Annotated in this window: 23 protein-coding genes; 10 read left to right on the top strand and 13 right to left on the bottom strand. The window is 44.7% G+C overall.

Translation table 11 applies throughout. The features are described 5' to 3' along the window. Positions 1–3: 3 nt before the first annotated feature. The 3 genes from ATL39_RS01740 to ATL39_RS01730 form a co-directional block, all read right to left on the bottom strand. Positions 4–798, bottom strand: coding sequence for an ABC transporter ATP-binding protein (locus ATL39_RS01740; protein ID WP_120191563.1), 795 nt, complete (start codon positions 796–798; stop codon positions 4–6). A gap of 16 nt (positions 799–814) precedes the next feature. Next, positions 815–1,627, bottom strand: coding sequence for a creatininase family protein (locus ATL39_RS01735; RefSeq protein ID WP_120191562.1), 813 nt, complete (start codon positions 1,625–1,627; stop codon positions 815–817). 229 nt (positions 1,628–1,856) lie between these two features. After that, entirely contained in the window at positions 1,857–3,818 is a 1,962-nt protein-coding gene (locus tag ATL39_RS01730) for a glycoside hydrolase family 15 protein (protein WP_120191561.1), read from the bottom strand. A gap of 141 nt (positions 3,819–3,959) precedes the next feature. On the opposite strand from ATL39_RS01730, the gene ATL39_RS01725 reads away from it, so the two are divergent. Both ATL39_RS01725 and ATL39_RS01720 read left to right on the top strand, forming a co-directional pair. Further along, positions 3,960–4,406 (top strand): DUF4385 domain-containing protein, encoded by a 447-nt coding sequence (locus ATL39_RS01725; protein ID WP_120191560.1) that lies wholly within the window; start codon positions 3,960–3,962, stop codon positions 4,404–4,406. Between the two features lie 88 nt (positions 4,407–4,494). Then, complete coding sequence (locus ATL39_RS01720; RefSeq protein ID WP_120191559.1) at positions 4,495–5,271, top strand: Cof-type HAD-IIB family hydrolase; 777 nt, start codon at positions 4,495–4,497, stop codon at positions 5,269–5,271. A 22-nt stretch (positions 5,272–5,293) separates the two neighbouring features. Here ATL39_RS01720 and ATL39_RS01715 read toward each other — a convergent pair whose 3' ends face one another. Then, on the bottom strand, positions 5,294–6,478 hold the full coding sequence (locus tag ATL39_RS01715) for a pyridoxal phosphate-dependent aminotransferase (protein ID WP_120191558.1): 1,185 nt from the start codon (positions 6,476–6,478) through the stop codon (positions 5,294–5,296). A gap of 225 nt (positions 6,479–6,703) precedes the next feature. Here ATL39_RS01715 and ATL39_RS01710 point away from each other — a divergent pair, with 225 nt between their 5' ends. From ATL39_RS01710 to speB, 6 genes are all read left to right on the top strand, one after another. Next, positions 6,704–8,155: an aldehyde dehydrogenase family protein gene (locus ATL39_RS01710; protein WP_120191557.1), complete on the top strand. Its 1,452-nt coding sequence runs from the start codon at positions 6,704–6,706 to the stop codon at positions 8,153–8,155. A 26-nt stretch (positions 8,156–8,181) separates the two neighbouring features. After that, the gene (locus tag ATL39_RS01705) at positions 8,182–9,522 is read left to right on the top strand and encodes a purine-cytosine permease family protein (protein ID WP_120191556.1); all 1,341 of its coding nucleotides are present in this window, start codon (positions 8,182–8,184) and stop codon (positions 9,520–9,522) included. Next, positions 9,519–10,316 carry a carbon-nitrogen hydrolase family protein gene (locus ATL39_RS01700; protein WP_120191555.1) on the top strand — a complete coding sequence of 266 codons (798 nt, stop codon included), beginning with the start codon at positions 9,519–9,521 and terminating at the stop codon, positions 10,314–10,316. Before ATL39_RS01705 ends, ATL39_RS01700 begins: the two co-directional genes overlap by 4 nt. A 91-nt stretch (positions 10,317–10,407) precedes the next feature. Beyond that, complete coding sequence (locus ATL39_RS01695) at positions 10,408–11,787, top strand: sigma-54 interaction domain-containing protein (protein WP_120191554.1); 1,380 nt, start codon at positions 10,408–10,410, stop codon at positions 11,785–11,787. 59 nt (positions 11,788–11,846) lie between these two features. After that, positions 11,847–13,238, top strand: a complete 1,392-nt coding sequence (locus tag ATL39_RS01690) for a YjiH family protein (RefSeq protein ID WP_120191553.1) — start codon at positions 11,847–11,849, stop codon at positions 13,236–13,238. Between the two features lie 24 nt (positions 13,239–13,262). Next, positions 13,263–14,210 (top strand): agmatinase, encoded by a 948-nt coding sequence (gene speB / locus ATL39_RS01685; protein ID WP_120191552.1) that lies wholly within the window; start codon positions 13,263–13,265, stop codon positions 14,208–14,210. 36 nt (positions 14,211–14,246) lie between these two features. Here speB and ATL39_RS01680 read toward each other — a convergent pair whose 3' ends face one another. Continuing rightward, complete coding sequence (locus ATL39_RS01680) at positions 14,247–15,704, bottom strand: glycoside hydrolase family 32 protein (RefSeq protein ID WP_120191551.1); 1,458 nt, start codon at positions 15,702–15,704, stop codon at positions 14,247–14,249. A 173-nt stretch (positions 15,705–15,877) separates the two neighbouring features. Between ATL39_RS01680 and ATL39_RS01675 the strand changes: the two genes are divergently transcribed. Continuing rightward, complete coding sequence (locus tag ATL39_RS01675) at positions 15,878–16,327, top strand: OsmC family protein (RefSeq protein ID WP_120191550.1); 450 nt, start codon at positions 15,878–15,880, stop codon at positions 16,325–16,327. 1 nt (position 16,328) lies between these two features. Here ATL39_RS01675 and ATL39_RS01670 read toward each other — a convergent pair whose 3' ends face one another. Together ATL39_RS01670 and ATL39_RS01665 are read right to left on the bottom strand one after the other, a co-directional pair. After that, positions 16,329–17,075 (bottom strand): glucose 1-dehydrogenase, encoded by a 747-nt coding sequence (locus tag ATL39_RS01670; protein WP_120191549.1) that lies wholly within the window; start codon positions 17,073–17,075, stop codon positions 16,329–16,331. Positions 17,076–17,309: 234 nt separating this feature from the next. Continuing rightward, the gene (locus ATL39_RS01665) at positions 17,310–17,726 is read right to left on the bottom strand and encodes an Asp23/Gls24 family envelope stress response protein (protein ID WP_120191548.1); all 417 of its coding nucleotides are present in this window, start codon (positions 17,724–17,726) and stop codon (positions 17,310–17,312) included. A gap of 186 nt (positions 17,727–17,912) precedes the next feature. On the opposite strand from ATL39_RS01665, the gene ATL39_RS01660 reads away from it, so the two are divergent. Then, on the top strand, positions 17,913–18,146 hold the full coding sequence (locus ATL39_RS01660; RefSeq protein ID WP_170146805.1) for a DUF2273 domain-containing protein: 234 nt from the start codon (positions 17,913–17,915) through the stop codon (positions 18,144–18,146). Between the two features lie 49 nt (positions 18,147–18,195). Here the strand turns inward: ATL39_RS01660 and ATL39_RS01655 are convergent, their stop codons facing one another. The 6 genes from ATL39_RS01655 to ATL39_RS01630 form a co-directional block, all read right to left on the bottom strand. Then, complete coding sequence (locus tag ATL39_RS01655) at positions 18,196–19,170, bottom strand: C40 family peptidase (RefSeq protein WP_120191546.1); 975 nt, start codon at positions 19,168–19,170, stop codon at positions 18,196–18,198. Between the two features lie 508 nt (positions 19,171–19,678). Next, positions 19,679–20,320, bottom strand: a complete 642-nt coding sequence (locus ATL39_RS01650) for a hypothetical protein (RefSeq protein WP_120191545.1) — start codon at positions 20,318–20,320, stop codon at positions 19,679–19,681. A 99-nt stretch (positions 20,321–20,419) separates the two neighbouring features. Then, entirely contained in the window at positions 20,420–21,325 is a 906-nt protein-coding gene (locus ATL39_RS01645; protein ID WP_170146804.1) for an ROK family protein, read from the bottom strand. A 173-nt stretch (positions 21,326–21,498) separates the two neighbouring features. Further along, a complete protein-coding gene (locus ATL39_RS01640) occupies positions 21,499–22,194 on the bottom strand; it encodes a Na-translocating system protein MpsC family protein (RefSeq protein WP_120191543.1) in 696 nt (231 codons plus the stop codon). Between the two features lie 141 nt (positions 22,195–22,335). Further along, positions 22,336–23,064, bottom strand: a complete 729-nt coding sequence (locus ATL39_RS01635) for a C40 family peptidase (protein ID WP_120191542.1) — start codon at positions 23,062–23,064, stop codon at positions 22,336–22,338. Positions 23,065–23,601: 537 nt separating this feature from the next. Beyond that, positions 23,602–25,962 carry a glycoside hydrolase family 31 protein gene (locus ATL39_RS01630; protein WP_120191541.1) on the bottom strand — a complete coding sequence of 787 codons (2,361 nt, stop codon included), beginning with the start codon at positions 25,960–25,962 and terminating at the stop codon, positions 23,602–23,604. Positions 25,963–26,026 lie beyond the last annotated feature (64 nt).

Raw genomic sequence — 26,026 nt, 5'->3', positions numbered from 1 at the left:
ACCTTAATTTTTTAATTTTTCAGATATCTCAGCCACTAAATTACTGAATTCCGGGGCCGTACGAACATCCGAATTTCTTGGATAAGAAAGAGGAATATCAATCACATCATCCACTTTTCCTGGAGATGCAGTCATAACAGCTACTCTGTTGGATAAATACACCGATTCAAAAACGTTGTGGGTTATGAAAAGCACCGTCATTTTCTGCGAATTCCAAATGCGCAGCAGTTCTTCCTGAAGGTTTTGTCTTGTGATCTCGTCAAGCGCTCCAAAAGGCTCATCCATTAAAAGCAATTTTGGTTTAGATACTAAAGCCCTTGCAATCGATACTCTCATTTTCATACCACCCGATAATTCTCTTGGCATGGCACGCTCGTATCCTTTCAGCCCTACTAATTCCAATGTTTCCTGAACCATTTTGTTTTGTTCTTCTTTTTTTATGGATTGAAAAGTCAGAGGCATCCGCACGTTCTTTTCTATATTCAGCCAGGGAAGCAGTGTAGCATCTTGAAAAACGTAGGCCAGGTCCCGTGAATCCCGGTCGCTGGAGTCTATTTCTTTATTGAAGAGATGTATATGTCCCTCCGTGATAGTAGTCAATCCTGCGACCATTTTAAAAATAGTCGATTTCCCGCAGCCTGATGGTCCCACAAAAGAAACAAAATCCCCCTCCTTTATAGTCAGGTCAACGTTTTGAACTGCCGTATGCCCATTGTCGTAAACCTTACTGACATTTTTCATTGAGATCGTTTCAGCCGTATGCTTTTCTTGTTCTGTCTTTTGGATATCTGCCTGCATGGCGAATATAACCTCCTTAAGGTTTTATTAACTGTTCTATTTCAAAATCTGCCATTTCCAGCATGGCGCCGGCCAGTTCTTCACTGACAGCTTTATTGATTTTATCTCCTTTTTCCTTCGTCGCTTTTGTGGCATCTCCAGCGATGCCGGTTTTAGAAATATCATCCATTTTCCATGCAAAGTACCGATTGCCCTTCAAGTTTAATGAAGTCTTTTTTTCAGGCTCATGCAGAAACTCTTTGTCTGCCTTATTCATGTCCACCCAGTTCTCTTTAAAACAAAGAACCATTGAAGTTTCCACGTCGCCTCCATGAATACCGTAGGAAGCTTCCTGCTCTGTAATCCATTCCTTCGTTTGTTCCGAATGCGGGTTTAATCGAAATACCATTAATCCGGTTTCTTCTCTAATGTCTCTTGCCATCATATTTAGTAAATCATTATTCCCGCCATGCGTATTTAATATAAGAAGTCTTCTAAATCCACTGACTGCCGCGCTTTTACCAATATCCATCACGATACTCTGAAGAGTTGCTGCAGATAAAGAGAAAGTTCCGGGATGGCTGCTGTGTTCCGTGCTCTTTCCATATGGAATAGAGGGCAGTAGCCAAATATTATCTTCTGTACTAAACTTTTCAAATGTCTGCATTAACAAACCTTCGCCAATCAACGTATCCGTAAATACAGGAAGGTGCTTCCCGTGCTGTTCTACTGCCCCAATATGCAGAACAAGCAAGGCTTTGTCTTTTGGTATGTTATTCACTTCCTGTGTACTTAATCTAGGTAAAAAAAATGTTTCAAAGGCTTTTTGAGAGTATCTGGCATCCAACATACTTACTCCTTTCCGCTCCGCTTAAGATATAGTCACATTATAAGGTCAATTTTCTTAAATAACATTAGCGATGCTGTACAAATAATTATTCTCAAATCATAGATACATACAAAAAAAGAGCATTTCATGTCAGATTATTTGCAAAATTAACACTAATTTATATAACTTACGTTTTCTGCTCACATAAAATAACCCCCACCATTGGCGAGGGCTAGTATTTTACAGCTTATTATCGTTTTGCTTCTAAATCTTCCTCAAGGCTCTGCGTTGTTTCCTCTGCCGACAATTCTTTCACAGCGAGAACAAACATGGCGTGTGACCAGGTAAGAGGCATGACCCATGCAGGTTCTGCCGTATGCTTATCTACCTGTTCCGGCAGCAGACCGAGATGGTTTGCATGTCCAATGGTCCACTGGAACAGTTCGTGGGCCTCTGCTGGTTTGCCGCTTCGTTTTTTGTAAATGGCAAGCCACAGCGTCGTAATAATCCATGGATTCCCGCCAATATACACATCACCCGGAAAGCGCTCAATACCGCCTATGTGAGCTGACGTACATTCCGCTTCAATCAGATCTGCGGTTTTCTGCATCCGCCTGTCGCCGGCATCAAATACGTTAAACGGATAATTCAACCCGAGCAGGCAGATGTCTGTTACATCGTCTTCCCACAAATAGTATATAGGTGTTCCTTTTTGATTATATTCAATGAATCCTTCCCTGCCTTCTGCTAAAGCTTCTTCATATACGCTCGGGCTTACCGCTAGTTTAAGGGCGCGCAGAAATGAACCTTTCTTTTCGCTCCATACTCTGGTTTCAAGCGCTGTTTTAATGTTAACCGCCACTTTTTCCCAGGTTTCTGCAAGATGAAACTCCCCTTCTTCTGCAGCCAGCTTCGAAGCACCCATCATGCCCCCATAGACCGCGGCGGCTGAATAGCTGTGCTCTCCATCGCGCTTCTCCCATAGATCTTTAGAAGGCTTTGGCAGATTTGTTTCTTTATCAATGAAATCCTTCAGGAAAAAGGCACCCTTTTTTACCGTCGGCCACATGATTTCCTTAAAATACTTGTCTCCGGTCTGAACATAGTGGTCGTGAATACCCCAGAGGATCGAGCCTGTTTCGTCGATCTGCACTCCCCAGTTCGGCGCCACCTGTCCATCTGTATAATAGCGCTGTTCCCAGTGTCCGGCGTCCATCTGCCAGCTCGCAATTGTACGGTAATACTCATTCACAAGCTCCGGATAGCCTGCTGCGTCCACCGCTGCTGCGATAAAGGCTGCATCCCGTCCCCAGCTGTAAGCATACCCTCCGGAAAAGTCATAATTTTCGTCGCCTTCCGGTCCGGCAATAAAGGTACCGCTCTTTTTGTCTTTCAGCAGATGGAAAGTAAGTATCGACCGGTCATAAATTTCCTGGGTGCGTTCCCCACCGTAGGAATACCGTTCCGCTTTTTCAAGAACCTTATACCAGTAGGCCGCGGTAATTTCTTCAAGGTCTTCTTCTTCCCGCCTGCAGTACCAGATTGAATCGGTGACTTCCCGCTTATTCGTGCCGCATGCTAAATAAATGGAAACCGCATGCTCCTCCTGCGGCTCGATCGTATCAAAATCAAAAAACAGGCTCGATTCCGGATGATTAAACACGCTTCGTCCGTCAAACGGGTCAGGAAGCGCCTGAAGATTTAGATTGCCTATAAAGTAATTTGTAATGGGATTCGGGCTGGCAAGAGCCATCCAATCGCTGCGGTTGTATTGATACAGACAATCGGTATTCTCATCAAAATCAGAGGTCTGAAAATGATGACGTCCCCCTACGGAGCTGTCCGAGTTATAAAGCAGCTGCACTTTCCGCGCGTAGTCTGCCGTGTTCCTCACTTTGAAGCGCCGGATCCATACATCCCTGTCCGCCAGAACAAAATCTTTTTGTTCCACGACCCAGTTTTCATATTGGTGAACCGTTATAAGAACATTCGTATTTTTCCGATAATACTGCGTATGTTTCCAGCTTTTCCCGTGAAAGAAAAGGGTTTTTTCCGTTTCATAATCATAAAATCCTGCGGACTGCGCGTTGATCTGATCCGTATAGTCGATCTGCGGCCAATAGAGCCGATGAGCTTCGCCATCCTTTGTTAAAGAAATCAGCATATTTCCATTTCCAATGATTGCGTCGGTGACGTATGGTTTTTTTCTCATCGCTTCCCTCTTTCTTAGCTTGAACTTGTTATTAATTATACCTTATAGGAAGTCATAAAAAATGAAAAGAGCCTTTTTGGCACTTCTCGGTTTATTTTCCCTCTTTTACGGCTACTATCTTTAAATAAGGGGGAGATAGCTTTGGGTTTCGACTACAAGAAAGACTTTGACAATATTGATTTCCGTAAACATCCAGAAAAGTACGAAGTTGGACGCGGTGAGCAGGGATTATTAATGGTGGAGCCTTACAAAGGGGAAATTCTGCCGCACTGGCGCTTTAAAACGCCGGAAATTGCCAGGGAATCCTCCGAAAAAATTTACGGGATGTTTCTGGAATATAAAAAACAGGAAGATTTTGTCGGAATGGATATGGCCCGCAAATACCTGCAGATGGGCTACACCCGCGCCAGACGCTACGCCAATTATAAAGGCGGAAAAAAGTATGACAAAGACGGCAATATTAACGAAAGGCAGATTAATGAGGAAAAGGCGGAATCTGCAGCAATTTTTGAAGAAAAGTGGATAAAAGCAAGAGAAGATAAAACGTATCTCGCCTGGAAAAAGGAACATAAAGAGAAGTACGGATAATAGAAAACCCTGCCTTTCCACCCTCTGAATATGGTAACCTGTAAGGGCGGAAAATAGATACCAAGAGCGGAGAGGAAAGGTAAGACCTATGGAGAGAAAACTAATATTTTTTGATATTGACGGCACCCTGCTGGATCATAAAAAGCAAATTCCAGCCTCTACAAAACATGCTATTTTTGAGCTTCATAAAGCAGGACACGAGGTGGCAATCAGCACCGGCCGAGCGCCTTATTTATTTCAGGGCATTCAGCAGGAGCTTAACATTGATTCATTTGTCTGCTTTAACGGCCAGTATGTGCAAAGAAGAGGAGAAGCCATTCTCAAAAATCCGATTGACCTGAAAGCTATTGAAGAAATTAACGGCTTCAGCGAAAAACGGGATCATCCTCTTATTTATATGAGCTACGAGGGCATGCGTGCCAACGTTCCCCACCATAAAGATATCGAAAAGAGCATCGCCACGTTAAAAGCGACGCATCCGGATCATGACAGCGATTACTATAAGCATCATAACATCTATCAAATGCTTATATTCTGCGGAAAACAGGAAGAAAATGAATACCATAAGTATTTTGACAACCTGAATTTTATCCGCTGGCATGAGCTCTCTATGGATATTCTCCCTCCAGGCGGCTCCAAGGCAAAAGGTATTGAGCGGTATATGTCTGATACTGGAACAAAGCCTGAGAATGTGTATGCATTCGGTGACTATTTAAATGATATTGAAATGCTTAAATTTGTTGAAAACAGCGTAGCAATGGGAAATGCACCCGATGTTGTAAAAGAGTCGGCTAAGTACGTTACGTCAGGCGTAGATGAAGATGGCGTTTATAACGGGCTTAAATATTACGGCCTCGTCAAATAAACCAAGCACAGCCCTGACTCTTTTAGACAGAGTGCAGGGCTTTCGTCTGCTCTGCAATTCTCCGGGCCGCTTCCTGGAGCTGTTCTTCCGACTCAAGGAGACTGATCCGAATGTAGCCTTCCCCCTTACTTCCAAATCCGCTGCCGGGTGCCGTAACGATACGGGCCTTCTCAAGCAGCATCTCCGCGTAAGCAGCTGATGTCCATCCTTTCGGCACCGCAAGCCATACAAAAAAAGTACCTGCGGAAGGCGATGCTTTAATGCCGCCCTTTTCCAGCTCTTCCAGAAACACATCACGGCGTTTTTCATATATTACGGCCTGTTCATGTACCTCTGTCTGGTCCGATGTGAAAGCAAAAGCAGCCGCTTCCTGAACAGCTCCGAATATACTCACGTACATATGATCCTGCAGGAGGTTCAGGCTTTCGATAACAGACGCGTTTCCTGCTGCCACAGCCACTCTCCATCCGGCCATATTATAAGTTTTGGAAAGTGTATACAGCTCTACTCCTGTTTCCTTCGCTCCGGGCGTCTGCAGAAAGCTGGGCGGTTTGACGCCGTCAAACCCGAGCGCTCCATAGGCAAAATCGTGAATCACACATACGTGATGCTTTTCCGCGTATTTCACGGTGTCTTCAAAAAACGCAGGGTCAGCGCCGGCGGCCGTAGGGTTGTTCGGATAATTTAAAAATAAAGCTTTTGCTTTCTTCCACGTCTCTTCCGAAATGGCAGTATAATCCGGAAGAAAACCATTTTTCTCCAGCAGCGGCATAAACGCACTTTCTGCTTTAGCCAGCGCGATACCGGATAAATAATCCGGATAGCCCGGATCAGGAAGCAAGGCTGTATCTCCTTCATTTAATAAACATTGGCTTAATTCGACCAGCCCTGCTTTGGAACCGAATAAAATGGCAATCTCTGTTTCCGGATCAAGGTCTACATCGTATTCTTTTTTATAAAAGGCAGCAGCTGCCTGTTTTAAAGAGGCATAACCCCGAAAGGGTGAATATTTATGATTTGCCGGATCCGCGGCCGCCTCCTGCATTTTTTCAACGATCGGTGCCGGTGCAGCACGATCCGGATTTCCCTGTCCGAGATTAATTAGCGTTACGCCTTCCTTCTGCAGCTTCTGTACTTTTCTCGTTAAGGTGGCAAAAAACTGCTCCGGCAGACGATTTAAAAGGTGGGATGGTTCAAATACAGCCATATGTATGCTCCTTTTTATTCAACATTGAATAATTATTTATTATTGAATAACCATTGTCAGATTATCTTTCATCGTTTCTCATTCTGTATACTCTGCCTATTATACTGGTAAACATACGGCAGGAGAATATGCAGCCAGCTTTTTTGCCTGATTTGGCTGTTTTTAATACTTGGCACGAATTTTGCAAATATTCTAATTACACATTCATAAGGAGGCTGAAACACCATGAAATCCATTTATATTAACGGAAGCTGGCAGGAAGGCAACGGCCCGGCCCGTTCGATCGTTAATCCCGCTTCAGAAGACGTCATTGCCTCTATTAAAGATGCGGACGCATTGCAGGTCGATAAGGCAGCATCTGCTGCGCTGGAAAGTTTTGAGCATTCATCCTGGCGGTTTGACGCTTCAGCGAGAAAACAGGTGCTCCTGCAGGCCGCTTCGATTCTTTTAAAACGAAAAGATGAAGCTGCCTCCCTGGAAACCGGCAATACCGGGAAACCAATCCGGGAAGCGGAGCTTGATATTGAGGACACAGCCGCATGCCTGCAGTATTATGCCGGCCTGCTTCCCGACTTTCTTACGGAAACAAGAGAAATGGAAGACGGAACTACAAGTCTTGTGACTAAAGAAGCGATAGGTGCCTGCGGATTGATTATACCGTGGAATTTTCCGCTTCTTCTTGGTATTTGGAAAGTTGCTCCTGCACTGGCTGCCGGAAATACGATCGTATACAAACCATCTGAACTCACTCCGCTTACTGCCGTTCTGCTCGTTGAAATATTAGAGGAAGCCGGCCTGCCTGCCGGTGTTTTTCAGCTGGTGACCGGAGACGGGACGGTTGGAAAAGCAATAGTTGACCATCCTGCGCTCACAAAGATTTCTTTTACAGGCAGCGTTTCTACAGGCAGAAGCATTTACGCTTCCTGCGCTGAATCGATGAAAAGAGTTTCTTTGGAGCTGGGCGGGAAATCGCCGCTGCTTGTATTCGATGACGTCTCCGTGGAAAAAGCAGTGTCGTGGGCGGTCTTTGCCGCCTTTTTCAATCAAGGTGAAGTATGCGTGGCAGCGCCCCGTTTTCTCGTACAGGAAACGATACTGAGCTCTTTTCAGGAAAAACTCGTCGAGCAGCTGCAGCAGCTGAAAGCCGGTGACCCGCTGCTTCCTGACACGGAACTTGGTCCTGTGATCAGCCGCCGGCATTATGAGCAGGTATCCACCGCTGTAGCACAGGCGGAAGCCGAAGGCGCACAGCGTTTATGCAGCGGCCGCAAACTGGAAGGCCCCGGTTTCTATCTTGATCCTGTCATTTTGACCGGCGTTACCCAGTCAATGGACATTGTTCAGGAAGAAATTTTCGGGCCGGTTGCTACTATTCAGTCCTTTACCGATCCCGAGGAAGCAGTGGCACTTGCCAATGGCACTCCATACGGACTGGCTGCCGGAATATTGACAGAAAATAAACAGCTTGCTGATTGGGTTCAGGCACGCCTTCAGGCCGGCATTATCTGGATCAACAGCTATCATACTCCTTATGTAAATGCCCCCTGGGGCGGCGTAAAAGCAAGCGGCATCGGACGCGAACTCGGTCCGGAAGGTCTTATTTCTTTTACGGAATACAAACATACGAATTATTCAAGCAGCCTGTCTTCACCGGGCTGGTACCATTTTGAAAAATAAATGCACGTGGAAAGGATGAGCTGCACATGGAAGCGAAAAAGAAAAGGTTTGGCACAGATGATATTCGTCCTCTGCAGCCGCATGAGCAGAAGGTCAGTAACTTTGGGATATTCGCCATCTGGATTGCGGCTAACTTTGTTATTACCACAATTCTGACAGGGATGCTGTTTATTCCGGATATTTCGTTTCAAACTGCCGTTACGGTAAGCCTTCTCGGTTCAGCTGTCGGAGCGGTCCCTCTTGCACTGATGGGCCGGATCGGCACGCGTACCGGTCTTCCCACTATGGTACTCTCCCGGGGGGCATTCGGCCAGAAAGGGGCGGTGCTGCCGGCGCTGGCAAATACTATCGTCCTGGTCGGCTGGAGCTGGATTCAGGCCTACATGGCCGGGCTCAGCCTGAATTATGCAGTAAATACGGTATTTGGCTACAGCAACATTAATTTATTTACAATACTTACGCAGGTCATTGTGGTACTAATTGTCATTTACGGTATCAGGGGAATTGAGTGGACGCAGAAATTCATCTCCGTAGCTATGCTCGTTTTGTCTTTCGTTGTTTTTTACCAGCTGTTTACTGTCTATCAGCTGAATGATTTAATTATGATGCAGTTAAACGAAAATCCTATTACTACCGCAGTCATTGCGTTTGATATTGTTATTGCGACTGCATTCTCCTGGATGTCTTCCGTCTGCGACTACAACCGGAGCGCTAAAAGTGAAAAAGGGGCGATGACGGCGACGTTCAGCGGCTATATTATCGCTTCTGTTATTGCTTTTGGCCTCGGTGCAGCCGTTGGCGGTTACAGCATTATTGAAGGTATGCCGCAGACATATGATCCAACTGTTCTTTTAGCCCAGCACGGCTTCGGTCTTATCGCAGCAACGGTCGTTTTCTTTTCGGTTTTATCTACCAATGCCATGGCGCTTTACAGTGCCAATATGTCCTTTTTAAATATATTTCCGAAGCTTACATTTTGGAAGCCGGCTCTCGCATTTGGTGTTATCACAACCTCAGGAGCGCTTTTTAAAGACATGCTGATGGCTAACTTCTTTGACTTCGTTCTGCTGATTGCAACACTCTACATTCCCATCTTTGCGATCATTTTAACGGATTACTATTTAATTCATAAAGCCGAATACGAGGCAGAGGAGCTGATTTCCAATGCCCGCGGTACCTACCAGTACCGGAAAGGGGTTAACATATTCTCCTATTTGGCCTATGTTCTCGGAGCAGGCTTTGCTTTATACTTTACGTATATAGCCCCGCTTCCTATCGGTTCCACCATTCTCACCTTTTTCCTGTCAGGTCTTCTCTACTGGATCTTCATGACGCTGGCACCTAAAGAAAGGACAAGTACCGTATGAAAGATACTCAAATAGCACTGATTCAGGATCATTACCCTGTAAACGAAGAGCAGAAAAATATAGAAATGATAAAACAATCTGTGAAAAGAGCCAAAGAGCTCTCCCCGGGCCTTGGGGCGGCTGTTCTGCCGGAAATGTGTGTGTCCGGCTATCAGGCCGGCCATCCATATGCCCCGTCCGCAGACCACGCGGAAGGCAGCCATTATGATCACCTTTCCGCTCTTGCGAAAGAACTCAATATTTATCTGTTTTACGGATTTGCAGAGGCGATTCCGGGAGAAAAGCAGGTATACAATGCAGTCAACGTTGTCGGACCAGCCGGGAAACTCGCCGGCACCTACCGAAAAATCCACTGTACGAGCGGAGAACCGTCTTTCAAAAAAGGAAGCACTCCTTTGCTGCTGTCAACAGACATAGGCCGCATCGGGGTGATGATCTGCTGGGATTTGGCTTTTCCGGAGCATGCGGCTTTTCTCGCAAGGGAAGGAGCTGACATGCTTGTGGCCCCAAGCGCCTGGGAGGAGCCGTATCAGCATGCGTTTCACGGGTTTGCTTCTTCACGGGCACGTGATCATTCGCTTTATGTCGCCGCAGTGAACCACACGGGAGAAAGCGGTCCTTTTTCATTCTTTGGAGAATCTTCTCTCTATGCACCGGACGGAAGGCTTCAGCAGCAGCTTCATTCCGGAAAACCGGATATTGGCAGCCCTTCTTTAGACAGGGCGTACCAGCACTCCTGCCGGCAGACGTTTTATACAATGAATCAGGAACGCCGTACCAATATTTTTTCTTAACACATGCTATTTCCTCCGTCCACAGGCGGAGGAATTTTTAACCTGTTCATTATTCAATAATGAATAATTTAAGGATGAAAGGACGAAAGATATGAATAATACGACGATCAATGAAGAAAATGAAGCAATCTTAAATGCTATTAAGGACGATCTGTTAGTAACCGATATTCACGGCGTGATTACGAAAGTAACACCGGCAATGAAGCAGCTTTACGGCCTTCACGATGATGAAGAGCTGGTGGGCCGCTCTGTATATGACCTTGAACAGGAAGGTCTTTTCACCCCCATTGTGACGCCTCTTGTTAAAAAGCAGGAAGAACGGGTTACGTTAATTCAAACAACGAGGGAAAACAAAAAATTTCTTGTGACCGGGGTTCCTGTATTTAATACAAAAGGAAAGCTGTGGCGGGTAGCCACCTATTCGCATGATGTGACCGAACTCGTTAATATGAAAAGCTACCTCGAGGACATGGAAGGAGAGATGGAGCGCGTGCTTCATGAGCTCACCCACCTTCGCAGCAGGCACATGCAGGAGCACGGCTTTGTTGCCAAGTCGCCGGAGATGAAGCGGTGCCTGGAGATGGCAAAACAAGTAGCCGATGTGGATGTTAATGTGCTTCTCCTCGGGGAATCCGGTGTTGGAAAAACCCAGATTGCCAAGATGATTCATAAAGAAAGCATGCGTACTGAAGGACCTTTCATAGAAGTGAACTGCGGCGCCATTCCGGCTTCCCTTTTTGAAGCGGAACTCTTCGGCTATGAAGGCGGCGCTTTTACCGGGGCGCAGCGTCAGGGTAAAATCGGCCTGGCAGAGCTCGCGGAAGGCGGTACGCTTTTTCTCGATGAAATTGGGGAGCTCTCCCTCGCCGATCAGGTAAAGGTACTTAAATTCATCCAGGAAAAACAGTTTTACAGGGTAGGCGGCCGGAAAATGAAATCCGTGGATTTTCGTTTGATCAGTGCTACCAACCAAAAACTAGATAAAATGGTCGAAGCCAATACCTTCCGTGAAGATTTATATTTCCGCCTGAATGTTGTTCCTATTACGATCCCTCCGCTCCGGGAACGTTCTTCTGACATTATTCCGCTGATTCATCATTTTCTTCAGGAGTTTTCTAAAAAGCATCACCGGGATATATCATTTGATAAAAATACGCTCTATCTACTAAGTGAACTGGAATGGAAAGGAAATGTCCGCGAGCTGATGAACATGATCGAGCGTCTGATCGTTACAAGCTCTTCGCGCGTTATAACAGCAAACGATATTACCATTCCACGCTCTCCTGCTGCTAAAAAAGAAATGTACGATACGTTTTCCAAAACGCTGCCGGATACGCTTGCTGAAGTCGAAGCGTCCATCATGCAGGAAGCTGCTTTAAACTGCCGGACCACCACCGAAATGGCAAAGTGGCTCGGCATCAGTCAGCCTTCCGTCGTCCGCAAATTAAAAAAATACAACATCCGTTCCTGATATTGGCATGGTTTTTGCAATATGTATAAGTGAAAACAATTGCAAAGGATGTGGAGAATATGGAATCGAATAAAGAAGCGGACAGGCACAGCTTAGAAACTACCTGGACGAAACGGAATATGTCCAAGGCACTGATTGCTTCTATTGTCAGTTTGTTTTTGTTTCTGCTCCCTGTTCCCTATCAGGGGCAGTGGACGATAGGCATCGGTATTGCTGCCGAATCCCTCCAGCTTGTATTTCAGGATGGTCTCGCTGGTTTTATGACGCTGCTGCTCGTTTTGTCAGGGGTTATGACACTCACCGCGATAGCCGCTGAGAAACAAAATGCTGCCTGGCTGCAGCGTTTTCCGTTCATTCGTGAACTGTTTGCGGTCAGCTGGGTCTGGGCGGGCTTTCGACTCTTAGGAGCCGTTTTTGCCGTGATGGTTTTATTCCAGATAGGACCGGAGATGATATGGTCCGACCTGACGGGAGGGACCGTACTTTATGATTTAGTGCCTGTATTGACTACGTGGTTTCTCGTGGCAGGATTCCTCATGCCGCTTCTGCTGCAGTTCGGCTTAATGGAATTTATCGGCACGCTCGTCCGCTCTCTGATGCGTCCATTATTCAAGCTCCCCGGCCGATCTTCCATTGATGCGATGGCTTCCTGGATGGGAAGCGGTACAGTCGGCGTGCTGATTACTACCCAGCAGTATGAAGGCGGCTTTTATACAAAAAGAGAAGCTTCTGTCATTGCCACTAACTTCTCTGTAGCTTCTATTGCTTTCAGCCTTGTAGTCATTCAATTTATCGGACTCGATCATATGTTCATCCAATTTTACCTGACAGTGGTAGTTGCCGGTCTTGCCGCAGCCATCATCTGTCCGCGTATTCCTCCGCTTTCACGGAAATCCGACGTATACTATGAGCCGGTCGGCAAACAGATTTCCGAAGATGTACCGGAAGGTAAAACAAGACTGCGCTGGGCTGCTGAAAAAGCAGTGGCTAAAGCGTCAGAAGTAACCGGTCCTAAAGAACTTGCCGTAAACGGCACTAAAAATGTACTCGATATCTGGTTCGGTCTAATCCCACTCGTTATGGGACTGGGAACCCTGGCTCTTTTAACGGCAGAATTCACGCCTATTTTTACGATTTTATCCTATCCGCTTGTACCGGTCCTGGAGTGGATGGCCATTCCTGAAGCAGGCGCTGCGGCTCCGGCTATGATTGTAGGGTTTGCGGACATGTTTCTTCCAGCTGTTATTGGAAGCGGGATCGAAAGTGAATTGACCCGGTTTGTTATTGCTGCCCTTTCTATGACACAGCTTGTGTACATGTCAGAAGTAGGAATTCTGCTGCTTCGTTCCAAAATTCCATTGTCTCTGCTTGACCTTATTATTGTCTTTATTCAGCGGACGATCATTACGCTGCCAATTATTGTTGCTATGGCTCACCTTTTCTTTTTCTAATATGACATTCTAGGAGGATTACATATGTACAGACCAAAGGATTCTTCATTAAGCCCCCGTTATACCGGAGTGCGCACGTTTATGCGTCTGGAAAATATCCGCACAACAAAGGACGTTGATTTCGTGGTTGTCGGAAACCCTTTCGATACCGCGGTATCAAATCGGATTGGAGCGAGAGGAGGCCCTCAGCATATCCGTAACTTCTCCATCCTGCTCCGTCCGTATAATCCGGATCAGGAAATTGATATATTCGACTACTGCTCGGGCGTCGATTATGGAGATTTTGACACGGTTCCGCAGAACATTCACCGCTCTTATGAACTCGTGGAAGAACAGCTTTCCACTATTCTTGCAGATGATGTTACTCCCGTTATACTAGGCGGGGATCATTCTGTAAGCCTTGGTCATCTACGTGCTTTTGCCAAAAAATACGGCCCGGTCGCTCTGATTCATTTTGATTCCCACAGCGACACATGGGATAACTATTTTGGCGAGAAATACATGCACGGCACTCCTTTCCGCCGGGCCGTTGAGGAAGGATTGATTGACACCTCCCGCTCTATCCAGGTCGGCCTCCGCGGGCCGCTTTACGGACCTCACGACGTGACCGATCCTGAAGATCTGGGTTTTAAAACCATTCCGATGCGTGACGTGCATAAGCTCGGCTATGAGGAAGTCCTCCGCCAGGTACGAGAGCGCGTTGGCGATGCCCCTGCTTTTGTTTCCTACGACATTGATTTTGTGGATCCTGCCTATGCCCCCGGTACAGGAACCCCGGAAGTCGGCGGCCCTACAAGCCACGAAGCGCTTGAATATGTCAGAGGATTATACGGATTAAATATTAAAGGATTTGACCTGGTTGAAGTGCTGCCTGCCTATGATCATGGAGAGATTACCGCGGCCCTCGCTTCTGCTGTTGCTTTTGAAATGATTACACTCGTTGCCATGCATAAACGCGACCAGCTGAAATAGCTAAAAACCACAGCCCTGTTAAAAAGGGCTGTGGTTTTATTTATATTCCCATTTTTCTGCATGAAAGACCAGACCGCCGGCATCTGCCTGCATTCGGATTCCATTGCTGTCTTCTTTCGGAAAAATCCGCGAAGTAAAGACACATTCTCCATCATTTGCGAATATTTCTATGGAAGAGACATCCACGAATATTCTAAGGGTTGCAAGCGGGTAGGAAAGTAATGCAGCTCTCGTCGTACCATACTCTTCATTTAACGGTTCGCCGCTGTCTGATCGATCCAGAACCAGCTTCCTATCCCGGGGGTCATAGTGCAGCGTTGTTCTCTCCTGTCTGCCTTCCCGTACGTGCAAAGAAAAAGGTGTATCCGGCAGTGAATCAAAACGAATATCAAGCTCATATGCTTGTCCATCCATCAGCTCGTCTGCGTTATTCCAGGTTTGATGTTCTGCTTCGTTTCGTTTATTCTTCAGCTCTTTCACCGGCTGCTGCCGGAGTTCCCCGTTTTCAAAAACAATTTCTCTTGGAAGCGTCAGGCAGTGGGCCCATCCAAAACGATCGGTCGGATAGCTTTGATCCGGCAGCCCCATCCAGCCGATTAAAATCCTTCTGCCATACGGACTTTCCGTTGTCTGCGGGGCATAAAAGTCAAAACCGTGATCCCATTCTCTGAAAGCACCGTGCTCCAGTCGGCCTGAGGCTAAATCCAGCGGCTCACCCATAATATAGCCGGACTGATAAATATTTTGAAAGCTGTCGCCTTCAGCTTCGATGCCCTGTGGGGAAAACATCAAAATTCCGTTTCCCTGTATTTCAAAATAATCCGGACATTCCCACATGTACCCAAACGACGGCAGACTAGTTTGAACTTCTCCTTTGCATTCCCAGGTTTCCAGATCAGCGGATACGTATAGAAGAATGGCGCCCGTAAGGTCGACGCGCTGGCCTCCAATGACTGCATAATACATGCCGTCCTCCGCCTGCCATACTTTCGGATCTCTGAAGTGGGGTGTATAGCCCTCCGGAGCCCCTTCCATCAGCACCTTTTTTTCTTCAAATGTCCCATCAGTCCTCATTGCACAGGAGCATTGGAAAGGCACCCTCTCTCCATTATCCAGCTTCGTGTTCCCGGTATAAAACAGATATAGCTTTTCCTTTACCGCTAAACCGCTGCCGGAATAAACACCATGACGGTCTTCATAGATATCAGGAGCAAGCGCTGCGCCGTGGCTTTTCCAGTCCACTAAATTCTCCGATGTCAGATGATACCAATGCTTTAACCCATGCACCGGACCAAATGGATACCATTGGTAAAATAAATGATATTCGCCATTAAAAAAAGCGAAACCATTCGGGTCATTTAACAGGCCGCTTTCCGGCTGGATATGAAACACTTGGCGCCAGGGGGAATCTGCTACCTGCTTTTTTATATATTCAAGTTCTTTACTATTTTCAGGAGTAAGACGTTTGTTTTTATTTGTCAGAAGCCAATTCATTCATTTACCGCCCTTCCTTTATTTCATTAATGGAATCGATTCCATTAAACGTAATCTTATCGTACAGTTTGTATGTAAGCCTTGTCAAGACAGCATGGAAGATATTTCTTGAAATAAGAACTGTATTTCGTTAGTTTAAAAGGATATCCCATTATATTTAAGGAGTGATAGGTTTGGCTCTGCACCCTTTTATCGTTACGACGCAATGGCCGGAAGGCCGCAGCAGCGTTGGAACATTGTCTTCAGAACACCTGGAAACGGCTATCTCTATTCCTGCGGAAATGGATGGACCCGGTATTGGAACCAATCCAGATGAAATGCTTCTTGGAGCCGCTGCCACCTGTTATATTATAACCTTTGCCGCCATGCTGGAACGAGCAGGTATCAAAACAGAAAAGCTCTCTATGGAAAGTAAAGGACTCGTTGATGTAACAAATGGCGTTTTTACGTACAAAGAGATTATTCATTATCCGAATTTACTGCTTGCTTCCTCTGTCACAGAAAAGGAAGAGGCAAAAGCCATGCGGCTCGCCGATAAAGCAGAAAAAAGCTGCATGATCTCCAGAGCGGTTGCCGGAAATATATCTGTTTCCGTCCACCCTGCGATCCGCCGCTTTTCCTGACCTATTCTTCATAAATCATTTTTCTTGTCATTCCACCGTCTATAACCAGATTTGTCCCTGTTACAAAATCATTGGTTTCTTCAGATAAGTAGAGACAGGCTTTCGCTACATCTGCCGGCCGCCCTACCCGATTCGATAAATGCTGCGTATGATCATGAATAGAAAGCTTTTCGTAATCCCCTGTTTCAATCCATCCCGGTGAAACAGCGTTCACTGTAATGTTATAAGGACTTAACGAAGCCGCAAATGAATGGGTTAAGCCGATGATGCCCGCTTTAGAAGCCGCATATGCTTCAGAGTGGGGCTCTGACATCATTGCTCTGGTGGAAGCAATATTAACGATGGCTCCCCCATTCTGCGTCTGTCTCATTACTTTAGCTGCTTCCCTCGTGCCCAGGAAGACGCTCCGCAGGTTGGTTTGCATTACATTTTCCCATTCTTCCAACGTAATTTCGAATGGTGATAGAAATGCTTCCATTCCTGCATTATTTATGAGCACATCAATCGTTCCGTATATTTCGTACACTCTGTTCATTAAGTAAGATACTGAACTTTCGCGGGTCACGTCTGTTTTGATGAAAATAGCTTTGAGGCTTCTATTCTGCATTTCCTCTGCCTCAGCCTGTCCTTTCTCATCGATATCAGCCAGTACTACCGCAGCTCCTTTTTCAGCATACATCCGGGCTGCTGCCAGTCCGATTCCTTTAGCTGCACCTGTTACTACTACTGTTTTATTTTCAAAAGACATAGCATCCTCCTATTAAATCCTTGTAATCTAAGTATAAAAAAACCCGGCTCCCGCCGGGGATATTATTAGCGTGTAGTATCAGATGGGCGTTTTTTTGATTTGTATTTGTTATAGCCCTTCTTAATAAATGGTGCCGCCATCACGCCGTATTTAAATAATCTTCTTACCATTCTAAACATATGCAAGTTCCCCTTTAATTAGATAGAGTTATAATAGCCTGGTTTAAACGTAATACTACTCGAGACGTCCTGTTGTTTCCTGAGCTTCCGGCTCTTCTCCGAGCTTTCTGTCTCCTTCAACATCCACATCGTCTACAAACATTTTTACTTCTACTACTTCAAGCCCCGTCATCTGTCTTACATTTTCAGTAATTCTTCTTTTTACTTCCTGAAATACCTGCGGCACGTTAGCGCCATACTTCGCGATAACATTCAGTTCAATTGCTGCCTGCTTTTCGCCGGTTTCTGCGCTTACTCCCTTAGTCAGGCTTTTACGGCCCAGACGCTCCGCAAATCCTTCGGCTACTCCGCCGCTCAATGATAGAATTCCTTCTACCTCGGAAGCGCTCAATGCTGCAATTTTCTTAATTACTTCGTTACTGAACTGAAGTTCTTTTTCTTCCTGGTTATTCTGGTTATTTATTTCTGCCATGTTATTAGCTCCTTTATACGTAATATCGTTATGGTATCTCCTTTCCCTTTTTTATATAGTTGTAATCCTATTTCCGTAGAAAGTCCTTCCCCTTTAAAGCGTTTCAAAATGCCAAATAAGGGAGATAGTATACAAAAGAAAAATAGTACTGCGCTCGTAGTTATAATGTAGAAAATGGAGGAATTTATGCAAAATCAATCAGATTTTCTGGAAATGCTCCTGCCTTATAAAGGCCGGATCGTTGGTCTTACAGCCGCTGTTGCTGCCGGAATCGTTTTTCTGCTTTGGGGATTTGGAGAGGCCCTTCTAGTCACTCTGCTCCTGGCAGCTGGAATTATTATCGGCCGCCGTCTGGACGGCAGAAAGGACTTCCGGGGAAATATGAAGTCTTTCTTTAAATGGCTGACAACAGAACGATAAATAACAGCCGGCTGCGCTTCTGCGCGGCCGGCTGTTATTTTCTGCTGTATTACAGGCGTCCTGCACCAATATAGCGCTGGGACCAATAGCTGTTGTTCATGCTTGCAATTGCTACTCCCGTAGAAGCTCCCGCATGGATGAATTGATTGTTTCCAATATAAATACCAGCGTGTGTAGGGCCTCCTCTAGTATCATAGAAAACAATATCTCCTACAGATGGACTGGAAACCTTTGAAGCTGCATTGTACATCTGTGCCACTGTGCGTGGAGTATTTACCCCATGCTGGCGAAGAACGAACTGAATATAGCCGCTGCAGTCAAAACCTCTGGTCGTAGTCCCGCCCCATACATATGGAGTGCCGATATATCTTTTTGCTGTGTTTACTACGCCGCTAGTAGAGGCGGAAGTAGAAGCTCCTGCTACTTTTGAAGAGCTTGAAGACGAACTGCTGGAAGAAGCTTTAACGCTTCCTTTAAGAGCAGCGAATGTTTTTGATCCTGCTACGCCGTCTACGCCAATTCCTGCAGCAGACTGAAAGGAGCGTAGTGCACGTGCAGTACGCGAACCAAATACACCGTCTGCTGTGCCTGCGCTGAATCCTTTGCTGTTAAGTGCGCTTTGAAGAGCCTTAACATCGTTTCCACGGCTTCCCTGACGAAGCGTACGGGAAAAGTCGCTGCTGCCGGTGGAAGCAGATTTCACAGTTGTTTTCGAAGAAGAACTTGAAGACGATCCGGAAGATTTAAGTTTCATCTTGCCGAAGGTTTGGTTACCTGCGATGCCGTCAGCTGAAATACCTGCGCTTCTCTGATAGGAAATAAGCGCGCTTCTTGTTTTCGGTCCGAAAGACCCATCTACTGAACCTGCATTGAATCCTTTGTTATTCAGCCATTTCTGAAGCTCAGACACATCAGAATGCTTCATACCGGAACGAAGGGTCTGGTCGCCAAGAGCTGCATCCGCCATGGATGGAGTAAATAGAATAGCTGTTGCAAGTGCACCGCTGATAAAATATTTTTTCATAGTATAGTTGACGCCGTTTTCTCTCGTTATGTAGGTATGTCGTTAGAACAGGGTTTTATTGATTGTTCTATGTATAAAGCTTTATGTATGGAAGGTAATTCTTATGTTTTCCAACGACATGTTTATTATTATGTAGTGAGAGTGAAACGAACGCACACCTCCTTGTTTTTTATTATTTTGTTTTATTATGTTTGAATTATATGACGATAGGGAAAGATGCCACAATACTCTTTGATGTTTTGTTACACAACTGTAACGTAAGTCCCACATACGTAATATAAGAATGGATATATGTAACATAAACATGATAAAGTACCTATTCTTATTTTTAATAAACGCTATTATCTAAGACTTTCGATTTGATGTTTATGATTTTAAAGAATAATCTCATGGAGAACCGAGATAAAAGTACCCCCATCCAATTTCGTGGAATATTTCAGGTTTATTGCATAAAAAAAGGCTGATTTTGTAAAGAATCCAATGGATTCTCTGCAAAATCAGCCTTTTATTAAAGCTGAAGCATCTTTTCGCTTTTAATATACTGTATAGTTTTTTCTACATTACTGTTATCTGAAACCACGTATCGGCTTCTTTGATGAATTTCCGGTTTTTCAAGCAGCCCGAGCCTTACACAGTACCGGAACAAAAGCGTAATAAACTGCCTGAGTGTGGAGGTCTGGTACGTGGACTTTTCACTCAGCATTCCTCCAAACGCTTCATAATAATCTTTGGAAGAAAAAGGAGATTTGTTTTTCCATTCTATTAGATTCTCCAGAAAAGCCCTAAAAAAATCAATGCTCACCGCGTATGTCTGAGGCGACTTTTTAAACTTAATTAAATCTTCTTCTTCTATATAATAAAGCAGAAGCATATCTCTTTTAGAAGCAGCTGCACCCTGCCGGGATACAAATTCACTGCTTCGGGATCCACTGTCTTCCGGCACCGGCGCCAGAAGATCCACCGTTCCCTGATTTACAGCAGCAGAGGGCTGTCTCGAATAATCCTCCGCCGCTGGTCCGCCTTCGATAAAAGCTTCCAGCTGGGCAAGGTTTTTTAAATGAACGACGGCCTGCTCCGCTAATTGAAACTGCTGCTTTTCAACAGCATCGTTGAGTGCGTCCTTAAGCTGCTTTCGTAATATGGATGACATAGGCTTAGTGCCCCTTTCTATTCTCTTATATTATTTTACATAAATTATGTCTGATTTTCCATATATAATAGTGTGTCTTTTCATCATTTATCTATTTTCTTATACTAAGTAAATACTGCCGAGTGCGGCACTTTTTTCCTGCCAGTGACTTTCTTTGATGGCCAGAATAGTTGAAAACCCCGGCAGAATTCCTGCATAGACAGATTTTTTTGTGTGTTGGAAATAAAATGGGCTGTTTTCAATTATGCCTCCGCCGAAAACAATCATTGAAGGATTCAGCAGATGAACAGCCGCCGCAGCTGCCTGGGCAAGCCGGGAGGCAGCGTCCTGCAGCAGTTTTTCACAATAAGGGTCTCCCTTTTCTGCAGCTGATAAGATATCAGGCATCAAAAGCCGCTTTTGTCCATGTTCCTGCTGCCACTGCAGCGCCTCCTGCTCCATCGCTTTTCCTGAAGCGTAGGCTCTGACGCAGCCATTATTCCCGCAGGGACACGAACGTCCCTCAAGCTCTACGGGGATATGCCCTATTTCCCCAGCCATTCCACCAGCCCCATTGAATATACTTCCGTTAAGTATCAGCCCAGAACCAATGCTCGTACCTACAGAAATGTAGAGCAGAGACTCTTTCTGATAAAAAGCCGCTTCTGCAAAAGCTGCCGCATCGGCATCATTATAAAGAGAAACCGGAACGGCAAATGCTGCGGCCAATTCATCTGCAAGCTTGAGCTGATGAACATTCAGGCTCTGCGAATAAACGATCGTTCCTGTTTTTGTATTGATTAATCCGGCGCACGCAATGGACATATGCCCAATCGTGCCGGCTTCCGTCTGTCTGCAGAGATAGGAGGCTGTTTTATAAAGAGCCTCCTTCCAGTCAAGTATTCCATTTTCGTTAAACGTTGGATATTGGCATTCTTTCACTATTCTATGTTCAGCATCTACCAGCAGACCCAGTATTTTCGTACCACCGATATCGATACCTATTTTATATTCTTTTGTGTACATTGGATTCATCTCCAAATCAACTGCTATCATCATAACACATTAAAATTATCGGATAAGAAGCCTTTATTTTATATTTTTTGTTTTAAAAACACAATAAAAAAACCGGAAACAACAAAATAGTCTGTTGTTCCCGGCACAAAGTCCGGCTTATTATCCGTCCTTCTTCTGGCCTTTTATTTATTTGGTTTTAAAATAATAACAATAAAGCTGATATCTGCATTAAAATCCCAGTCCAAAAAGATATTTTCAATAGAGGAAGGCAGAATTTCTTCTAATTCTGTTTTGCGGATTAAATTTTTCTCCAGCGGCCGTTTAGTGATTTTTAACTCTTCTTCAAATCCCGATTTGATGAGTTCTTTTTCGATTCTAACAAGGATCCCGGTACGCATAATAACGAGGGTCCGGTCGTTTAAATAAAAAGAGTCTACATACATAGGTGTCTTCTCCGCATGACGGCTCATTCTAATAATTTCTTTATGCACATTTTCTTTGCCGGGATACATCTCCCATGTTTTTTCTTTAGACGCTTTTCCTTCAGAGAGCACACCCAGAATCATCCCTGATTTTGTATCAAGAGACCAGTCGTAATAAACTTCTTCTATGGAAAATCCCGCATTGGCACTCAAATATTCTTTTATTTCCGGAATTAATTCCATCATAAGATAATCGCGGGTTTTCTCCACGTTTGTCTGCTTGTCCTGGTTGATCAGTACCTGTTCTACCGGTGTGACAAACTCTTTTAAATAAATCGTGATAAAGGGGTTTTTCACGGACACAAAAACGGAGCCCGGTCCCTTGCCAAAGTGATCTCTTAACAATTTCCCTATATAGCTTGCAAGCTGACTCTGTACAGATTGTATGTTATTCATCATTCACTTTCCTTTGCAATGAAGCGTCGAATAGGTTCTTTCTACATTATACATTATTAAAAAGTAAGACGATACATAAGCAGTAAATACATATAAAAACAGCCTCTTTCTTTGAGAAAGAGGCTGCCTCGATTATATTTATTATACGCGGCCGGCTCCGATATAGCGAGGGCCCCAATATGAACTGTCCATGCTTGAAATAGTTACGCCTGTAGAAGAACCAGCGTGGATAAACTGATTGTTGCCTACGTAAATACCTGCGTGGGATGGACCGCCTCTTGTATCAAAGAATACAATGTCTCCAACGCTTGGGCTGGACACTTTAGTGCTTGCGCTGTACATTTGGGAAACAGTACGCGGCACGTTTTTGCCTGCCTGCTTAAAGGAATACTGAAGGAATCCGCTGCAGTCAAAACCGCTTGGGGATGTTCCGCCCCATACATATGGAGAGCCCATGTACTGCTTGGCTGCAGATACAACGCCGCTGCTGGATTGTGTAGTAGAAGCTCCGGCAACTTTTGTATTAGATGAGCTGCTTGAAGCAGTTGTGTTTGAAGAACTGCTTGATCCGCTTAGGGAACTAAGCGTCTGTGGTCCAACTACGCCGTAGTAGCTTCCAGCTGGAGAAGAAATGCCTTTGTCACGCTGATAAGCTTTTACAGCACTTAGCGTTCTAGGTCCGAATGTAGAACCGGTATAGCCTTTGAAATATCCCTGTGATTTTAGTTCTTCCTGAAGGGCGTTAACAGAAGAGTTAACGTCTCCTTTATTTAAGCTTCCGTGATCGTCAATTGATGCTGCGTCAGAAACGTTTGGTACTGCGAATAGTGCTGCTGCTGCGAATGCTGAACCTACTAGATATTTTTTCATAATTGATTTTCGTCTTATTCATACCCTATACATGTATAAGGTATATTGAACGCCGCATAATCCCTTTATCGATTTTTTCACAGATAAGATTTGTTGTACTTTTTTATTACTTTAAATCATTCTATGTATGTCTCTATCGTTATAAAGTATATGCCGTTCTTCAGACGAAAAGTCACCCCCTGATATTTTTTTTATTACTGTATGTTTTTTTCACTTGTCTTTGTCTGCCTGATCAACACTCTGAATTATAGAGTTCAAAACGTTATTCCTCAACCCTTTTTAGCGTTTTGTGATACAACTGTAAAAAAAATTAGTACAGTGAAATGTTTATTTTGGTTAAAAACCGGGTAATTAAACCAATATAGTGTGTTAAATCCGCAGTTCTACAGTGTTCTGTTTTTCAAAACCTAAATTATTCCAAAATTACAGTGTAATCGTAATGTAATATTTTCAAATATTAGATACTTCATTCATAAGGCCTATTTGATTCAAAAAAAAGCAATAACCCAGCCGTAATTATACGGCTGGGTTATTTTTTTATACAAATGCCCTAAAATCTGCTTTATCATATACTATTTCCTGCTTACTGCCGTTAATATACACTTCTATTGTTTCAGGTACTTGATGCAATACATACGTCTTAGTGTTCCAGCACGGCGTATAGCCTGCATGAATATCTTTTTCTTCTATAGAAATAATGTCATTGTCCCGTGAAATAGAAATGCTTTCTGAAAAATATTTCTCGTTTTGATGGTTGAGCGTTTCTCCATCATCTTCATAAATGCGCTTAGACAGGCTCCCCGTTCCACCTAAATACACATGCACCCTCAGGCTTTCTTGTTTGGCGTCTGCGTTTTGTTTTACGCTGCCTTCAAGAATCGCGCTGTTTTCTCTAATAAAAATAGGAAGAGTGTCCAAATCAGCCTCAGCCATAATATAGCGGCCGCCTTCATAAACCTCATTATCATTCCAGTAGTTATACCACGTGCCTGCCGGCAGGTAGACAATCCTGTGCTTGGCAGCCGACTGAGTGACCGGTGCTACCAGCACATCTTCACCTACCATAAACTGGTCATGCAGTTTCAGCGTATTTGGATCATCAGCGTGATGCATCATCATCGGTCTCATAATCGGCATGCCGGTTTCGGAAGCTTCCTGAAACAACTCATAGAGATGAGGCATCCATTTATGACGAAGTTCAATATATTTTTTAATCGTTTCTTCCGTTTTCTCCCCAAAAGCCCATGGCTCTTGAAACACGGTACCGATATTACTGTGATTCCGGAAAAAGGGGGTGAATGTTCCAAGCTGGGTCCACCGCGTTAACAACTCGGCGCTTGTGTCGTGGGCAAAGCCTCCTACGTCGTTACCTGCAAAAGGAACACCCGAAACACCGAGGTTAAGGGTCATAGGAACCGCCATCTGCAGATGTTCCCAAAAGCTTCTATTATCTCCCGTCCACACTGCTGCGTAACGCTGAATACCTGCAAATCCTGCTCTTGTAAGAACAAATGGTCTTTTACCACCTAGTTTGTTTTTTAATCCTTCAAAGCTTGCCTGGCTCATATGAAGACCATACGTGTTATGAAGTTCCCGGTGTGTTTTGAATACACCATTCTCTTCATGAAAGACGTCATTGTCCATCGTTTTCTTTTCATTAAACACTGCAGGTTCATTCATATCATTCCAGACGCCTTCTATTCCCATATTGGTATAGTAGGCCTGCTGCTCTTCCCACCATTTTCTCGTCTCCCCGCGGAAAAAGTCAGGAAAGGCACTTTCGCCCGGCCATACATCCCCGTAGTAGACAGAGCCGTCGGAATAAGAGCTGAAATGATTTTTTTCCATTCCTTCCTGATAGGGAAGATACGTTTCATCACGTTTGACTCCCGGATCAACAATAGGGACGATTTTAATTCCTTCTGCTTTTAAATCCTGAACGAGTTTTTCCGGGTCAGGGAATTTCTGTTCATCAAACGTAAATACGCGGTATTCATCCATATAATGAATATCCAGGTGGACGGCATCGAGTGGAATGTTTTTCCTTTTGAATGCCTCCACCAGTTCACGTACTTCCGCTTCGCTTCTGTAGCTGTAACGGGATTGATGGTATCCCAGTGCCCATTTCGGAGGCAGTTCCATTCTGCCGGTAAGCGAGGTGTACTGGCGGATCACGTCTTTAGGCGCCGGTCCTGCTAAAATATAATAATCCAGCGCTCCTCCATCTGCAGTAATGGAATAAGTCTCGTAAGAGGTTTTCAGGTCAAATTCCGTCTGGAATGTATTATCCAAATAAAAGCCGTATGCTTTCCCGTTCCGAATAGACATAAAATAAGGAATTGATTGATAGAGTGCATCTATTTCAGGATTATGAGGGGCAAATACGTCTGTATTCCACATCCTCATCTTTTCCCCACGCTTTTCCAGAAAACCTGTTTTTTCGCCAAAGCCGTAAAAATGATCTTCCGGCTCCATTTTCTTGCGGACCCGGACTTCTCCTCTTGGGGAAAACGACATTCCTTCCTGCTGTTCGTCAGTAATAGCCTCTCCATCTTTATCGTACATGGTAATACGGCAGGGATACTTGGAAATAGAGAGCCGAATCTCCTCTGTTTTAACAGCCAGCACCTCTTCCATTTCCTGTACCGTTATCTTTTCAGGCTGCTGCTGCTTTACAACCGCTGCCGTGCTGGTATCTTCCGGCATTTTTTTAGGATCCATTTTCACTCTGGCAATACCTGGTGCAGGGAAACTAATCCTTACATACCCATACTCGCACGTCAGACTGACCGCCTCACTGCCTTCTGAAACGGCTGTGACGTTTCCAATATCCTGAAATGTAACTTCTTCTGCTGTCTGTTGATGATCCGGATGTATAGCAAAACTAGTGTCTTTCATAAATCCCCCTTATTCTTTCTGTACTGCTCTTCTCTTCTCTTTTTTACTCACGATGAATAGTATA

The organism is Sinobaca qinghaiensis (genome assembly GCF_003610495.1).
Classification (GTDB): Bacteria; Bacillota; Bacilli; order Bacillales; family Marinococcaceae; genus Sinobaca; species Sinobaca qinghaiensis.
The sequence above is the reverse complement of the archived record's forward strand: the minus strand, read 5'-3'. Positions and strand labels throughout refer to the sequence as shown.

Excerpts from the sequence above, each read along its gene's own strand:
- ATL39_RS01635 (WP_120191542.1), bottom strand. The coding sequence starts at position 23,064 with ATGAAAAAATATCTAGTAGGTTCAGCATTCGCAGCAGCAGCACTATTC.
- ATL39_RS01640 (WP_120191543.1), bottom strand. The coding sequence starts at position 22,194 with ATGAATAACATACAATCTGTACAGAGTCAGCTTGCAAGCTATATAGGG.
- ATL39_RS01705 (WP_120191556.1), top strand. The coding sequence starts at position 8,182 with ATGGAAGCGAAAAAGAAAAGGTTTGGCACAGATGATATTCGTCCTCTG.
- ATL39_RS01665 (WP_120191548.1), bottom strand. The coding sequence starts at position 17,726 with ATGGCAGAAATAAATAACCAGAATAACCAGGAAGAAAAAGAACTTCAG.
- ATL39_RS01730 (WP_120191561.1), bottom strand. The coding sequence starts at position 3,818 with ATGAGAAAAAAACCATACGTCACCGACGCAATCATTGGAAATGGAAAT.
- ATL39_RS01645 (WP_170146804.1), bottom strand. The coding sequence starts at position 21,325 with ATGTACACAAAAGAATATAAAATAGGTATCGATATCGGTGGTACGAAA.
- ATL39_RS01700 (WP_120191555.1), top strand. The coding sequence starts at position 9,519 with ATGAAAGATACTCAAATAGCACTGATTCAGGATCATTACCCTGTAAAC.
- speB (WP_120191552.1), top strand. The coding sequence starts at position 13,263 with ATGTACAGACCAAAGGATTCTTCATTAAGCCCCCGTTATACCGGAGTG.
- ATL39_RS01735 (WP_120191562.1), bottom strand. The coding sequence starts at position 1,627 with ATGTTGGATGCCAGATACTCTCAAAAAGCCTTTGAAACATTTTTTTTA.
- ATL39_RS01660 (WP_170146805.1), top strand. The coding sequence starts at position 17,913 with ATGCAAAATCAATCAGATTTTCTGGAAATGCTCCTGCCTTATAAAGGC.
- ATL39_RS01710 (WP_120191557.1), top strand. The coding sequence starts at position 6,704 with ATGAAATCCATTTATATTAACGGAAGCTGGCAGGAAGGCAACGGCCCG.
- ATL39_RS01720 (WP_120191559.1), top strand. The coding sequence starts at position 4,495 with ATGGAGAGAAAACTAATATTTTTTGATATTGACGGCACCCTGCTGGAT.
- ATL39_RS01715 (WP_120191558.1), bottom strand. The coding sequence starts at position 6,478 with ATGGCTGTATTTGAACCATCCCACCTTTTAAATCGTCTGCCGGAGCAG.
- ATL39_RS01655 (WP_120191546.1), bottom strand. The coding sequence starts at position 19,170 with ATGAAAAAATATTTTATCAGCGGTGCACTTGCAACAGCTATTCTATTT.
- ATL39_RS01695 (WP_120191554.1), top strand. The coding sequence starts at position 10,408 with ATGAATAATACGACGATCAATGAAGAAAATGAAGCAATCTTAAATGCT.
- ATL39_RS01670 (WP_120191549.1), bottom strand. The coding sequence starts at position 17,075 with ATGTCTTTTGAAAATAAAACAGTAGTAGTAACAGGTGCAGCTAAAGGA.
- ATL39_RS01690 (WP_120191553.1), top strand. The coding sequence starts at position 11,847 with ATGGAATCGAATAAAGAAGCGGACAGGCACAGCTTAGAAACTACCTGG.
- ATL39_RS01650 (WP_120191545.1), bottom strand. The coding sequence starts at position 20,320 with ATGTCATCCATATTACGAAAGCAGCTTAAGGACGCACTCAACGATGCT.
- ATL39_RS01740 (WP_120191563.1), bottom strand. The coding sequence starts at position 798 with ATGCAGGCAGATATCCAAAAGACAGAACAAGAAAAGCATACGGCTGAA.
- ATL39_RS01680 (WP_120191551.1), bottom strand. The coding sequence starts at position 15,704 with ATGAATTGGCTTCTGACAAATAAAAACAAACGTCTTACTCCTGAAAAT.
- ATL39_RS01630 (WP_120191541.1), bottom strand. The coding sequence starts at position 25,962 with ATGAAAGACACTAGTTTTGCTATACATCCGGATCATCAACAGACAGCA.